This window comes from Streptomyces sp. STR69, assembly GCF_024519455.1.
Classification (GTDB): domain Bacteria; phylum Actinomycetota; class Actinomycetes; order Streptomycetales; family Streptomycetaceae; genus Streptomyces.
The window spans coordinates 53,529-65,970 of the sequence record NZ_JALJRY010000031.1; the positions used below are offsets into that span (position 1 = coordinate 53,529).

General features: G+C 69.2%; 14 protein-coding genes, 1 tRNA gene and 1 pseudogene. 9 read left to right on the plus strand and 7 right to left on the minus strand.

The window, feature by feature from the left end; genetic code table 11:
* Positions 1-41: 41 nt before the first annotated feature.
* Both OC490_RS39680 and OC490_RS39685 read left to right on the plus strand, forming a co-directional pair.
* Positions 42-1,601 (plus strand): amino acid permease, encoded by a 1,560-nt coding sequence (locus OC490_RS39680; protein WP_262062901.1) that lies wholly within the window; start codon positions 42-44, stop codon positions 1,599-1,601.
* A 109-nt stretch (positions 1,602-1,710) separates the two neighbouring features.
* Positions 1,711-1,783, plus strand: a tRNA-Lys gene (locus OC490_RS39685).
* A gap of 150 nt (positions 1,784-1,933) precedes the next feature.
* On the opposite strand, the pseudogene OC490_RS39690 reads toward OC490_RS39685, so the two are convergent.
* Both OC490_RS39690 and OC490_RS39695 read right to left on the minus strand, forming a co-directional pair.
* Positions 1,934-2,167, minus strand: a pseudogene (locus OC490_RS39690) (transposase); the annotation flags it as partial.
* A gap of 428 nt (positions 2,168-2,595) precedes the next feature.
* Positions 2,596-3,009, minus strand: a complete 414-nt coding sequence (locus tag OC490_RS39695; RefSeq protein ID WP_262062902.1) for a peptidase inhibitor family I36 protein — start codon at positions 3,007-3,009, stop codon at positions 2,596-2,598.
* Between the two features lie 469 nt (positions 3,010-3,478).
* Here OC490_RS39695 and OC490_RS49655 point away from each other — a divergent pair, with 469 nt between their 5' ends.
* A complete protein-coding gene (locus OC490_RS49655; protein ID WP_410099237.1) occupies positions 3,479-4,030 on the plus strand; it encodes a BTAD domain-containing putative transcriptional regulator in 552 nt (183 codons plus the stop codon).
* A gap of 109 nt (positions 4,031-4,139) precedes the next feature.
* Here the strand turns inward: OC490_RS49655 and OC490_RS39700 are convergent, their stop codons facing one another.
* Complete coding sequence (locus OC490_RS39700; RefSeq protein ID WP_262062903.1) at positions 4,140-4,445, minus strand: hypothetical protein; 306 nt, start codon at positions 4,443-4,445, stop codon at positions 4,140-4,142.
* A 751-nt stretch (positions 4,446-5,196) separates the two neighbouring features.
* On the opposite strand from OC490_RS39700, the gene OC490_RS39705 reads away from it, so the two are divergent.
* Positions 5,197-5,532: a helix-turn-helix domain-containing protein gene (locus tag OC490_RS39705; protein WP_262062904.1), complete on the plus strand. Its 336-nt coding sequence runs from the start codon at positions 5,197-5,199 to the stop codon at positions 5,530-5,532.
* A gap of 401 nt (positions 5,533-5,933) precedes the next feature.
* Here OC490_RS39705 and OC490_RS39710 read toward each other — a convergent pair whose 3' ends face one another.
* Entirely contained in the window at positions 5,934-6,833 is a 900-nt protein-coding gene (locus tag OC490_RS39710) for an alpha/beta fold hydrolase (RefSeq protein ID WP_262062905.1), read from the minus strand.
* 56 nt (positions 6,834-6,889) lie between these two features.
* Between OC490_RS39710 and OC490_RS39715 the strand changes: the two genes are divergently transcribed.
* The 4 genes from OC490_RS39715 to OC490_RS39730 all read left to right on the plus strand — a co-directional run bounded on the left by OC490_RS39715 (position 6,890) and on the right by OC490_RS39730 (position 10,021).
* Positions 6,890-7,498: a TetR/AcrR family transcriptional regulator gene (locus OC490_RS39715; protein WP_262062906.1), complete on the plus strand. Its 609-nt coding sequence runs from the start codon at positions 6,890-6,892 to the stop codon at positions 7,496-7,498.
* A gap of 437 nt (positions 7,499-7,935) precedes the next feature.
* Positions 7,936-8,373 carry an STAS domain-containing protein gene (locus tag OC490_RS39720; RefSeq protein WP_262062907.1) on the plus strand — a complete coding sequence of 146 codons (438 nt, stop codon included), beginning with the start codon at positions 7,936-7,938 and terminating at the stop codon, positions 8,371-8,373.
* A 105-nt stretch (positions 8,374-8,478) separates the two neighbouring features.
* Entirely contained in the window at positions 8,479-9,225 is a 747-nt protein-coding gene (locus OC490_RS39725; protein WP_262062908.1) for a GAF and ANTAR domain-containing protein, read from the plus strand.
* 79 nt (positions 9,226-9,304) lie between these two features.
* The gene (locus tag OC490_RS39730) at positions 9,305-10,021 is read left to right on the plus strand and encodes a GAF and ANTAR domain-containing protein (RefSeq protein ID WP_262062909.1); all 717 of its coding nucleotides are present in this window, start codon (positions 9,305-9,307) and stop codon (positions 10,019-10,021) included.
* 45 nt (positions 10,022-10,066) lie between these two features.
* On the opposite strand, the gene OC490_RS39735 is transcribed toward OC490_RS39730, so the two are convergent.
* The 3 genes from OC490_RS39735 to OC490_RS39745 form a co-directional block, all read right to left on the minus strand.
* Positions 10,067-10,876: a SigB/SigF/SigG family RNA polymerase sigma factor gene (locus OC490_RS39735; protein ID WP_410099238.1), complete on the minus strand. Its 810-nt coding sequence runs from the start codon at positions 10,874-10,876 to the stop codon at positions 10,067-10,069.
* A 70-nt stretch (positions 10,877-10,946) separates the two neighbouring features.
* Positions 10,947-11,303, minus strand: a complete 357-nt coding sequence (locus OC490_RS39740; RefSeq protein WP_262062910.1) for a PRC-barrel domain-containing protein — start codon at positions 11,301-11,303, stop codon at positions 10,947-10,949.
* A 44-nt stretch (positions 11,304-11,347) separates the two neighbouring features.
* On the minus strand, positions 11,348-11,626 hold the full coding sequence (locus tag OC490_RS39745; RefSeq protein WP_262062911.1) for a hypothetical protein: 279 nt from the start codon (positions 11,624-11,626) through the stop codon (positions 11,348-11,350).
* Between the two features lie 385 nt (positions 11,627-12,011).
* Here OC490_RS39745 and OC490_RS39750 point away from each other — a divergent pair, with 385 nt between their 5' ends.
* On the plus strand, positions 12,012-12,380 hold the full coding sequence (locus OC490_RS39750; RefSeq protein WP_262062912.1) for an STAS domain-containing protein: 369 nt from the start codon (positions 12,012-12,014) through the stop codon (positions 12,378-12,380).
* Positions 12,381-12,442 lie beyond the last annotated feature (62 nt).

A 12,442-nucleotide genomic window follows, 5' to 3' on the forward strand; every position in this document is an offset into this window, starting at 1 on the left:
GTGGCGCATGTCACGTCCCCGCCGGGGGAATCGCTGGGGGCATGACAGATGACGCCATAGCGAGTGGGCTGTCAAAGGGAGATGCTCCCGGTCTCTCCGACGAGGAACGGCTTGCCCAGCTCGGCTATACGCAGGTTCTCGCCCGCCGCATGTCGGCGTTCTCCAACTACGCGGTCTCCTTCACGATCATCTCGGTCCTGTCGGGCTGCCTGACGCTGTACCTGTTCGGCATGATCACGGGCGGCCCGGCCGTGATCACCTGGGGCTGGGTGGCCGTAGGCCTGATGACGCTGTTCGTCGGCCTGTCGATGGCCGAGATCTGCTCGGCCTACCCCACGTCGGCGGGCCTCTACTTCTGGGCCCACCGCCTCGCGCCCCCGCGCACGGCGGCGGCCTGGGCGTGGTTCACGGGCTGGTTCAACGTGCTCGGCCAGGTCGCGGTGACCGCGGGCATCGACTTCGGCGCCGCGTCCTTCCTGGGCGCGTACCTGAACCTGCAGTTCGACTTCGAGGTGACCCCGGGCCGCACGGTGCTCCTCTTCGCCGCGATCCTGATCCTGCACGGCCTGCTGAACACGTTCGGAGTGAAGATCGTCGCGCTGCTCAACAGCGTGAGCGTGTGGTGGCACGTGGTGGGCGTCGGCGTGATCGTGGGCGCGCTGACCTTCGTCCCCGACCACCACCAGTCGACGACCTTCGTCTTCACGAAGTTCGTGAACCACACCGGCTGGGGCAGCGGCGTCTACGTCGTCCTGCTGGGCCTCCTGATGGCGCAGTACACCTTCACCGGCTACGACGCCTCCGCCCACATGACGGAGGAGACGCACGACGCGTCGACGGCGGGCCCGAAGGGCATCGTCCGTGCCATCTGGACGTCATGGATAGCCGGCTTCGTCCTCCTGCTGGGCTTCACGTACGCGATCCAGTCCTACGACGCGGAGCGGAAGTCACCGACGGGGGCACCCCCGGCCCAGATCCTCCTGGACGCGCTGGGAGCGACGACGGGAAAGCTGCTTCTCCTGGTGGTGATCGGCGCGCAGCTCTTCTGCGGAATGGCGTCGGTGACGGCCAACAGCCGCATGATCTACGCCTTCTCACGCGACGGCGCGCTGCCGTTCTCCCGCGTCTGGCACACGGTGAGCCCGCGCACCCGGACCCCGGTCGCGGCGGTGTGGCTGGCGGCGGCGGGCGCACTGCTCATGGGCCTGCCCTACCTGATCAACTACACGGCCTACGCGGCGGTGACGTCCGTCGCCGTGATCGGCCTCTACATCGCGTACGTCATCCCGACCCTGCTGCGGCTGGGGAAGGGCGACGACTTCCAGCGCGGGCCGTGGCATCTGGGCCGGTGGTCGCGGCCGATCGGGATCGTGTCGGTGATCTGGGTGGCCGTGATCACGATTCTCTTCATGCTGCCCCAGGTCTCCCCGGTCACCTGGGAGTCCTTCAACTACGCGCCGGTCGCGGTACTGGTGGTACTTGGCTTCGCGGCGGCCTGGTGGACGGCGTCGGCCCGGCACTGGTTCCTGAACCCGGAACATGCGCGTACGAAGGCGCGGGAGGCGGCGCGATCCGGGGCGCCCGAACCGGTAGATCCGTAGCACTCCGGACCCATCCGACCTCGTTCCCCTCGTCCGGCACGGCCGTGTCCCCGATACCCGATCGGAGACACGGCCACGTCCCGCTATGCTCGGGGAGACAACATCGCCTGGGCCCTTAGCTCAATTGGCAGAGCAGTGGACTTTTAATCCATTGGTTGTGGGTTCGAGTCCCACAGGGCCTACGGTGCGGGTGACGGGGGGACCCCCTCTGACCTGCTACGCAGCGCCTGATTTCGGCTTCGGTCGGGTCAGGCGCTGCTTTGTTTTCGGGGGCTTGCGTGCCGAGCTGCAGCGCGGTCGGGCTGACATCACGACCGCGCGGAGTGCACTGGCCGGGCAGGTTCGGGCAGGTTCGGGCGGAGGTTTCTGAACCCCCGGCGGACTCTGGTGGGGGTGAGCCGGTCGGGTTCGGCCGGTTTCTCCCAGGGGCGGCGGAGGTCCGCGGCCGGCGGCCGGGCGAGCCGGAGTTGGGTGTGGGCCGCGACGATGAGCCATGTCCATCGGTCCGCCGCTTCGGGGGTGCGGAGCTTCGGGCGGGTCCAGCTCAGCGTCTGCTTGATCATTCGGCCGTCGGCGTCAGGTCCACCGGCGTGGTCATCGGCCCGTCCGCGCACAGCACCGCGTCGGTCAGCTCGAACAACGTGTCCCCGCGTACGGTCGGACAGTCGAAGAGGTCGTCCCGGAGCGTGATGCCCCTGCGAACGCTTTCCGCCGGACATCGTGATGCACCAGACTCATTCCCCCCACGGCCTTCGTACTGGTCAAGTGCCTCTTTGGTCGGAGCACAGGATCAGACGGAGGCCGTGTTCTCGTCCCGGGAAGCCCCGAATCATCGATCACGTTCGGGGCATCGCACGGGTGAGTCGGCCGGGGAGCTTCGGCCGGGTGCCCGTGGCGGTCATGACCTGCATCGGCGACGGTGGGGCCGCTCCCCCCATGACGGCCCCACCTGGCGCTCGGCCCGTGTCGTGCTCGCCCTCTCCGGCGTCCGGACTCAGCAGCTGGCGAGCCACTTGTGCGACAGCACCTTGAGGCCAGGGCCGCCGCTGACGCCAGGGCCCTTCACGCCCTGTCCTATGCAGCCGAGATACCCCGAGTAGCCCGCTCCGGAATAGAGGCCGACTCCCTCGTACGAGGAGGAAGTCCCGTGGTTGTAGACCGACTTGACGTTGCGGTCGTCGGCCCATGAACACGTCACGGTCCCGCTGGTCCAGTCGCTGTCGGCGTTGCTCCAACTGCAGCGGTTTCCCGTGTAGTTGATCTGGTCCCAGACGCACAGGCTGCCGGAAGGGCAGTCACTCGCGGCGGCTTCGGCCGAACTCGGTGCCAACAGGCCCAGAGCCGCCACCGTGGCGGCGACGACGGTCGCGCTCAGAGTCCTGCGGACTGTGCGTGTTGTGACGTTCATTCATGGTCCTTTCCCGTGAGTGATCCTTCCGGCGGAGAACACGTCTCGGGCCGGCCCCTCGGCGGTGGGTGCACGGATTGTGGAATGCCGACCTTGTCGAAACCTTGTCCGACCTGTACGCGACTGCTGGGCCCGCTGGAGTTGCGCGTGGCCGGACGCGCCGTGGAGCCCGGTCGGCCTGGTGGTGGACCGGCTGTGGGGTGAGCATCCGCCCGCCGAGGCCCGCGCTTCGGTCTGTTCGCACTCGCTCGGATCCGTCGCCTCCTGGAGGCGAAGCCGGGTACACCCGGCTCCGGGACGGTGACCTCACCACGCCGTCACGGCTCCTGCGCCGCGTCGACGGTTACCTGCTCGACGTGGTTCCGGACGGGGTCGACCCGCGCCGGTTCCGGCAGCTGGTCGAGCAGGTCCACGGCTCTTCTCGCGCACGGGGAGAACGCGTGCTGGCGCTGCGCGGGGCCCGTGCGCCGTGGCGGGAGAACCCCTGACCGGGCTGGCCGGACCCTGGGCCGCCAGGGCCCGGGAAAGCCGGACACAGGAGTACATCGCCGCGCTGGTCGCCTGGGCCCACTGCGAACTGGGCGCGGGCAATCATGCGGTGGTGGTCCGCCGGTTACCCGATCTGGTAGCCGAACACTCGCTGGTCGAGCCGTTCGCAGCGGCGTTGATGAAGGCCCTGCACGCGGGAGGGCGCGGTTCGGATGCCCTGGCCTGTTTCACCGCCCCGCGGGAGCGGCTGGCCGAAGAACTCGGTGCCGATCCGGGAACGGAGGCGAAGCGGCTGCACCAGGCGATCCTCCGCAGCGAGGACACCGCACCCGGCGGGCCCGACCACGGCGAGGGTTCGGGTCCCGGCGCATGGCCACGCCGCCACGGCTTCAGTCCTTCGCCATCCCGCAGTTCCGACAGACGAGCCGCCTTGGCGCGAAGAGGCGCTGGCTGCGAATCCCCGACGCGTCTGGTGTCGTACCGATGTGCGCGACCCTGCCGCAGCCGGGGCGGCACACGAGGGCCGACGTGAGGAAGTCGTGCTTCGTGCTCCGGGGATCCCGGAACCGGTGGTGCGTTGGAGATCGAACTCATTCGACCGGTGTGCGAGCCGCGCACCCAAGGCTCCTACGGGCCAGATCTCAAGCCGGGTGCTTGTCGAGGAAGCTGTTGATGAACTCCACTCCGAAGGCGTGAGTGTCCGGAGAAACGTCGGAGGGCGACTCACCGAACCACAGGACGGTCTCCGGGTTGCGCTTGGCTTCATCGAGCCGGTTGCGAAGCCGGCCGAGACGTCCTCCGCTCAACCGGACCGCAGCCTGATGCACGCGTTCGCACTCCGCTCCTGCGTGGAGATCGAGGAGTGCCAGGGCGCTCGCGGCGTCGTTGTCCGGAAACGTGGTGTCGCAAAGTCGACGTGTCGCAGGTGACACGGCCATGTCCGCCATCCTGCCCATCGCGGAGACAGGCGACAACGGCCGGGTTCGGTCGGAGGTTGAACGACAAGGTCCGGTTCTGCCTGCCGTGTCTCGTTCCCCAGCACCTGGCCCGTTAACCAGGCGCTGACAGCTCGTCCTCCTGCGCCTGCCGCTTGTTCTAGGCCGATTGCCTCTCTGTCGAACACGCGGAAATCTCTGTTTGTCAGAGTAGACATTGGGGTGGGGACGTGGTTAGGGTTCTCTCGTAGCCCAGAGAGACAGCAGGGCCCGGCAGACACGAACTGGCGGGCGGCAGTACATGCAAGTGCAGTTCGCAGGACGGTGCGGTGGTGGAGTTGCGAAGCCAGAGCGGTTGCGGGACGGCGACGCGACTGGCGACCGTACTGGGTGGCTCGCAGTGATCAGGGGCCGCCGTGAGCAGGACCGCAAGTGCAGTACCCGAAAGTGCAGTTCGCGGTATCCAGCAGTGCGCAGTACCCCACTTGTAAGCAGTTGATCCCAGAGGGAAGAACGGAGGAGCCGAGCGCCATCAGGATCGCCCGGGCCGACATCTTGAACCCGGGTACCGCAGGACATCGATAGTGAGGTGGTCTCCGGTCAAGCAACCGCGATCCCAGCAGCCCCGGCAGCATGCCGGTCAGGTCTGCGGAAACAGAGGGCCGGCGCCCTGTCAGGGCCGGCAGATGGTGTAGCAGTTCCTTCGGGGCCTTGGTGCCAAATGGCACCAAGGCCCCTCGACGCGTTCCACAGAGAGGTGCAAATGACAGCAGACGACTCGTTCGGCCGTATCGACGACGACGACTACCCCGCTTACACGATGGGCGGAGCCGCCGAGCTGCTCGGCACCACGCAGGGCTTCCTCCGTGCTCTCGGCGAAGCCCGTCTGATCACCCCGCTCCGTTCCGCCGGCGGCCACCGCCGCTACTCCCGCTACCAGCTGCGCATCGCGGCCCGCGCCCGGGAACTCGTCGACCACGGGACCCCCATCGAGGCCGCCTGCCGCATCATCATCCTCGAAGACCAGCTCGAAGAAGCCCGGCGCATCAACGAAGAACACCGCAAAGCCGCCAACTCGCAGGGCGCGGCGGACGCCTGACCCGTCGGCGGGGAAGAAACCGGCGGCAGGATTCCCGGTCGGATTCATACGGCCGTCGGCAGAATGGCGGCCTGCCCCGCCCGGCAACGAGGGGCCGGGCTCCGGCGATGTCATCGGCGGAGCCCTTTCGCGTTCCGACGGTGTCCTTGGCCACCGCGGCCGTCCTCGCCCGCTGCGGTCCGGAACGGTCAGGCGGTCTGGGTGAGTTCGGCACGGCCGAACGGCAGCGCGAATCCGGTCGGAAGCTCGGTCTGCGTGAGCGGTTGTACCGGCGGAGCTCTTGCCCGGCTCCCCTCGTGGCGAAGGTTTCGGTGGAGGACGGCGAAGGCCTGCTCGACGGCGTAGCGGAGTTTGTGAAGCTCCGCCTGTCGTTCGCGCAGTTCAGCCGTGTGGCGTGCCTGCTACCGGTTGGCCGCGAGGAAGTTCTCCAGGATCTCGACGAACCGCGTCGGCTGCTCCTCGGCCGGGTAGTGGCCGCAGTCGTCGAGGACGATCCCCGTGACGTCGTCGGCCGCCAGCCGCATCGTCTGGGCGGCACTCTCGCCGCTCCACAGCGCGCCGCCGACGCCGAGCACCGGCAGCGTCAGCCGGGTCTTGCCGCGCTGCTCGTTCTGCGCGATCGTCTCGTCCAGCACCCGGTAGTACGCGAAGCTCGCCCGCAGTGCGCGAGGATCCGCGGTGATCGCGCCGACGTAGACGTCCACGGCGTACGTGGGGATCGCGGTCGGCGTGGCGGCCTTGGTGGCGAACTGCCAGCCGAAGAAGAGCCGTTCGCGTCCCCGGACGAGTTCCTCGTTGAGGTCGGTGAGCCGGTTGAAGCCGAACTGCCAGAGCTTCAGGTTGGCCGCGGCCGGGCCGAAGAACGGCGGGGACGGCGTGAGGCCGGGGATCACCGCTTCGACGATGGCGAGCCGGCCCACCCGCTCGGGGTCGTCGGCGGCGAGGGCGTATCCGGTCCACGTGCCGATGTCGTGGCCGACCACGTCGAACCGGTCGTGCCCGAGCGCGGCCATCAACGCGACCAGATCGGCGGCCAGCGTGCCGGCGTCGTACCCGTCGTCGGGCTTGTCGGAGAGTCCGGCCCCGCGCGAGTCGACGGCGACGACGGTGTGTTCACGGGCGAGCGCGGGCATCACCTTCCGCCAGGCGTACCAGGTCTGGGGCCAGCCGCCGATCAGCAGCAGCGCCGGGCCGTCCCCACCGGTGACCGCGTGCAGCCGCAGTCCGTTCACCTCCACGAGCCGGCTGGTGAAGACGTCGAGGAATCCGTCGGGCAGTCGCAGCGAACTCAGGGTTGTCATGCCGGCGACCCTACCCATCTTTGAACGATCGGTACAAGATGTGTAGGCTGACGACCATGGCAGGCCGCAAGCAGTTCGACGTGGACGAGGCGCTACGACGTGCGATGCACGTCTTCTGGCGCTGGGGTTATTCGGAGGCCTCGATCGATCGCCTGACCGAGGGCACGGGCCTGGGCCGGGGCTCGCTCTACGGCACCTTCGGCGACAAGAGCGCCCTCTTCCGGAAAAGCCTCCAACGGTACGCGCAGACCTACGAACCGCAGTACGAGCAGGCGCTGTCCGGCCCCCACCCGAGCCCGAGCACCGTTGTGGCCGCCTACCTGCAGGTCGCCCTGAACCGCATCGCCGACCCGACGGTCCCGGACGGCTGCCTGCTCACGGTGTCGGCAACGCAGATCCCGGCACTCGACGAGGAGGGCCGGGCGATGGTCCGCGCCATGATCGACGGTCTGCGGGCGAGGCTGGAGCAGGCGTTGCTGGCGGCGGGGGCCGGTGAGCAGGAGGCGGTTGAGCTGGCGTTGTGCACACTGGCGACGAACAAGTCTCTGGCGGTGCTGAGCCGCGCCGGCTTCTCGGGCGAAGACCTGGCAACCGTCGCGGCAGCCGCCGCCAAGAACGCCGAGGCTGTGCCGAACCGGCCGGCCGAACCGTCGGGGCCGCGATAGGCGGGAACGACTCCGTCGCCAACGGATCCCTCCAACGGATCCCTCCAACGGATCCCTCCAACGGATCCCGCCAATGGACCGCGTGATGCCTCGTGCACACGCGCGTACCGTGCTTCTGTACGGTCCACATTCTGGGATCGGGCGGCTTGGAACCGTCCATGGGAACGACGCGAGGACTAGTCTGCTGAACAGACGTCCCAGACCCCGGCGGCATGCAGTTGCTGAACGCAGATTGCTGCGGGGTGCGGACTCCTCGTCTGTCACCCGGCGCATCCCTGGAGGGAACCGGGTTGATCCTCTGTCCTGCCGCGCAGGCTGTCGGACCGGCCGTTGCTCTGCCTCCGCCGAAAGTACGCCCCCGCCGGGAGCGCGCCCAGGGAGCCGGGACTCCGGCACCACCGCACCCGCTGCCGGATGGTCTTCCGAACCGAGGCACCATGCCCCTGCCACAGCTCACCGTTCAGCGTCATGACTTAGGCACACGGGCGCTGATCACCCTGGCCGGTGAGATCGACCTCGAATCCGTGCCGTTGGTGCGTGTGTCCCTGGAACGATGCCTGCGAGAAGGTATCCGTGCCATCGACGTCGACCTCGCCTCCGTCACCTTCTGCGACTGCAGCGGGCTCAACACGTTCCTCCGCGCCGCGCAGCAGTCCGAAGCGCTCGGCGGGACCCTGCGGCTGCACCATCCGCCGACCACGCTCCTTCGGATTCTCGCCGTCGCCGACTGCGGATTCCTGCTCCTGGGCTCTCCGTCCGGCCAACCGCCACCTCCTCCTGAGGGGATCCCCGCCACGCCCGTTCCGGCCCCGGCCCCGGCCCCGGCGCGCGGCCTGGTCCGGCTGGTCTCCGCCCTTTCGGGACGCGTGCGATGACGGCCGGGCGCCGGCGCGGGCGGGAGGGACCGCTGACCAGCCGTCGGGCATCGTCCGGCACCGCGTCGGTGGACCCTGTCACGATGCCTGCGGGCGGTGGCCGGGGTGGGGTCTGACAGCCGCTCGGAGCGTATCCAGGTGCTGGTGGCCGAGCAGGCGGCCCGGCGCGGTGTCCGGGTCGGTGTGGTGGACGTGTGCACCGCGGCCGTGGCCGCGCTGCCGGTCGGCGGGGCGGGGCTGTCGGCGATGTCCGGGACCGCGCCGAGCCATCCGCTGTGCAGCACCGACGACATCAGCGAGCAACTGGAAGAGCTCCAGCTCACGTTGGGTGAGGGGCCGTGTGTGGATGCCTTCCGGGACGGCTCGGCCGTCCTGACACCCGATCTGCTGACCCGTGACCTGCAGGACCATTGGATGGTGTTCGCGGATGCGGCCCTGGAAGCCGGGGCCCGCGCGGTGTTCGCGCTCCCGCTGCAGATGGGGGCGATCAGCCTGGGAGTCCTGGACCTGTACGCCCAGGTTCCGGTCCGGTTGGACCCGGAGGAACTGGCGGACGCGTTGGCGTTCGCCGATCTCGCGACGCTGGTGCTGCTCGACGCGCGCATCGACGAGACGGGCGGGCCGCACGGTGGCCGCGTCGAGGACCTGGGCGCGTACCGGGCAGAGATCGACCAGGCGAGCGGCGTCCTGACCGTCCAGCTCGGCGTGGGCATCGAGGAGGCCTTCGTCCGGCTTCGTGGCCATGCCTTCGCGCAGGGACGCCGGCTCGCCGAGGTGGCCGCGGACGTGGTCGCCCGGCGGCTGCGTTTCTCACCGGACGCGGAGCCGGACCAAGCGGACGAGGAAACCTGACGCAGGTGTGCAGTCCGGGAAACATGCCGTACTTCCCGCCCTTCCGGGCCGGGACCAGTCTCGATCGAGGGTGCTCACGATGGATCAACAGCTCCTGGCCAAGACGTTCGTCGAGCTGGCCGACAATCTGGTCGCCGACTTCGACCTCATCGATTTTCTGCGCCTGCTGACCGATCGCTGCGTCGGCATGCTCGACGCGAGCGCCGCCGGCGTGCTGCTCGCCGACCGGGACGGCAAACTCCGCGTCATGGCCGCCTCCGACGAACAGGTGCGCCTGCTGGAGCTCTTCCAGCTCCAGAACGACGAAGGCCCCTGCCTCGACTGCTTCCGCACCGGCGCACCGGTGATCATCCACGACCTGACCCGGGAGATCGACCGCTGGCCGCGCTTCGTCACGGCGGCCCACCGCAGCGGATTCGGGGCCGTACAGGCACTGCCCATGCGCCTGCGGGCGGAGACCGTGGGCGCCCTGAACCTCTTCCGCGCCGCATCCGGCCCCTTCGACCCGCTCGCCACGCACATCGCCCAGGCCCTGGCCGACGTCGCCACCATCAGCCTGCTGCAACAACGCACCGCCCACCGCAGCACGGTGCTCAACGAACAGCTGCAGGCGGCGCTGAACAGCCGGGTGCTGATCGAACAGGCCAAGGGGAAGCTCGCCGAACGCCAGGGCATCGACATGGAGCAGGCGTTCAGCGCGCTGCGCGGTTACGCCCGCGCCCACAACCGGCGCCTGTCCGACGTGGCCCGCGCCTTCGTCGACGACTCCGAACCCCTTGCCGGCCTGGGGGCCTGACCCACACCTCGGAGCGGGCTCGTACCGGCTCGGTGTCGACAGGCCCTACTCGTGGGCCTCGGCCATCACCTGGTCGCGCAGGCGTGCGCAGGTGCGGATGATCAGACGGGAGACGTACATCTGCGAGAGGCCGAGTTGCAGGGCGATGCGGTTCTGGGTCATCTCCCCGAAGAACCTCATGTAGAGGATCTGCCGTTCGCGTTCGGGCAGGGCCTGCAACAGGGGGCGCAGGGCCTCGCGGTTGATCACCCGGTCGAAGCCCGGCTCCATGGTGCCGAGGGTGTCGGCCGGCGGGCGGCTGTGACCGGAGCGGCCGGACACGTCGTCCAGGGAACTGGCGGTGAAGCTGTCCAGCGCCCCCTGGCCGAGCCGTACCTCCGCCCTGGTGAGACCCGCGTGCGTGGCGATCTCGCCGACGGAGGGCTCACGGCCGTGGAGCGAAACCCATTCGTTCCCGGCGGACCGGACCTCGCCTCGCAGCTCCTGCACGCGTCGTGGCACATGCACGCCCCAGAGGTGGTCCCGGAAGTGCCGTTTCACCTCACCGAGGATCGTCGGTACGGCATAGCTCGGGAAGGCGGTGCCGCGGCTGGGGTCGAAGCGGGTCACCGCCTTGACCAGGCCGAGTCGGGCGACCTGCTGAAGGTCCTCGAAGGACTCGCCGCGGTGCCGGAAGCGCCGGGCGAGCCGTACGGCCATCGGTGCCCAGGCGCACACCACCTCCTGGCACAGTGCGGTCCGCTCCGGCCCGTTCGGCAGGACGGCGATACGGCGGAACGCGGCATCGGTGTCCGGGGCATCGGCATAGGCGGATGTGCTGCGTGGGCTCGGAGTGCGTGCGTGCGAGATGGGCACGTGGATCTCCTGTCGATGGGGTGAGTCCCCGGACCGTTCGCGTGCGGGCAGTCCCTCCGTCCAGGGGCGATCAGCGCCGCGCCAGTTGCCGTTCACCGCCCGCACCGGGCTCGTAGGGCAGTCCGTAGTGCTTGAAGATCGCTTCCTCCTGCTCGGCGGGCAGGACGTCGTCGGTGCCGATCGAAGGGGCCTGCTTCACCAGCGTTCTGATGTAGCCGACCTTGAGGTAGTCAGGCCCGGCGATCACATCGTCGAGGGGGACGAAGACCAGGCGGTGCCGGGTGGGGAGCCCGATCCGTACGGTCGCCATGGCCGGTTCGTCGGTGGTGGTGTCCACATAGACCGCCTCCAGGACACCGATCTTGTGCGACTCGGTGTCGACGACATCGCGGTCGCGCCATTCCCGTAGGTCTGCTGCGTGAATCATGGTTTCTCCCTGCGTGGACGACCCGCCTGCTGCCACTCCACGGGTCACCTGCGGCGTTCGCGGTCCTGACGGTCCTCGCGCCGCCAGCGCGCGCGGTGCTGACGGCTGTACCGGCGGTCCCAGCGTTCCCGACGATCCCGGCGCTCCTGGTAGTCCCGGTAGTTCCCGAGGTCGGAACCGCCGTCACGGCTCCGGCCGCCGCCACGGTCACGGCCGAGGCGGGTGAGGCCGTAGACCAGCACCGCCGCGGCCAGCCACCACAGGGGGTTGAGGAAACCGAAGCCGAACAGGACCAGGGCGAGGATGAGGAGCAGGACGAACACAACGGGCCTCCCGGGAGCTGGAAACAGCGTCGATACCGGGGACTGGGGCCTCTCCTTGCAGCGTAGTCCTGCCCGAAGGCTGCGGATACCGTGCGACGTCGGACGTCTTGCCCGGTCGGTCACGAAACGACCGGCTCCCGGGCCGACCTCGATCCGTACCACTCTCTTGCGTCTTCGCCGCCGATTCCGTCAGGAACCGACCGGGGGCGACACTTTCGACCACTCTCACGCTGACCTGGAGAGAGGGCGACGGCCCGTCCCGCCGCGCCAGTACGCTCGTCCTACGGTCCGCCCGTGACCCCGGCCCTCTCCGTACTGTCCTGTTCCGCGCAACAGAGGCCCTGCGCAAGGCGAAAGCCCCCCGGTGACAGAGGAGTTGGGTCGCATGGGCTTGCAGCACCACCTGTTCGACGAGTTGCGTGTGGTCACGGCCGGCGGCGAGCTGGACCTGACGACCGCTCCTGCTTTCGCGCGTGACCTCGTGGACGCCCGGCACGGCGACGGGCGGCTGCTCCTCGTCGTGGATCTGTGCGGTGTCACGTTCATGGACGGCAGCGTCCTGGAGCCGCTGTGTGCGGCGTGGGAGGACTGCCATGAGCGGCTCGGCTGGCTGCGGGTCGTGCACCACCGGCCAGGCGCGAGTCTCGTGTTCCGGGCCGCCGGTCTGCAGGACCGTTTCCCGCGGTACGCGACCATCCAGGACGCCTGGCGGGACGTGCCCGCGGACCGTGCGACGGCAGACCGGGCCACGTAGTGTACGGCGCAAGCCAGGCGACACCTCACCTCGAAGGGCCCCGGCCCGCGCGGGACGGAGAC

Coding starts and splice junctions, on each gene's coding strand:
- OC490_RS39730 (WP_262062909.1), top strand. CDS start 9,305: ATGGATCAACAGCTCCTGGCCAAGACGTTCGTCGAGCTGGCCGACAAT.
- OC490_RS39700 (WP_262062903.1), bottom strand. CDS start 4,445: ATGGCGGACATGGCCGTGTCACCTGCGACACGTCGACTTTGCGACACC.
- OC490_RS39750 (WP_262062912.1), top strand. CDS start 12,012: ATGGGCTTGCAGCACCACCTGTTCGACGAGTTGCGTGTGGTCACGGCC.
- OC490_RS39740 (WP_262062910.1), bottom strand. CDS start 11,303: ATGATTCACGCAGCAGACCTACGGGAATGGCGCGACCGCGATGTCGTC.
- OC490_RS39715 (WP_262062906.1), top strand. CDS start 6,890: ATGGCAGGCCGCAAGCAGTTCGACGTGGACGAGGCGCTACGACGTGCG.
- OC490_RS39680 (WP_262062901.1), top strand. CDS start 42: ATGACAGATGACGCCATAGCGAGTGGGCTGTCAAAGGGAGATGCTCCC.
- OC490_RS39705 (WP_262062904.1), top strand. CDS start 5,197: ATGACAGCAGACGACTCGTTCGGCCGTATCGACGACGACGACTACCCC.
- OC490_RS39710 (WP_262062905.1), bottom strand. CDS start 6,833: ATGACAACCCTGAGTTCGCTGCGACTGCCCGACGGATTCCTCGACGTC.
- OC490_RS39695 (WP_262062902.1), bottom strand. CDS start 3,009: ATGAACGTCACAACACGCACAGTCCGCAGGACTCTGAGCGCGACCGTC.
- OC490_RS39720 (WP_262062907.1), top strand. CDS start 7,936: ATGCCCCTGCCACAGCTCACCGTTCAGCGTCATGACTTAGGCACACGG.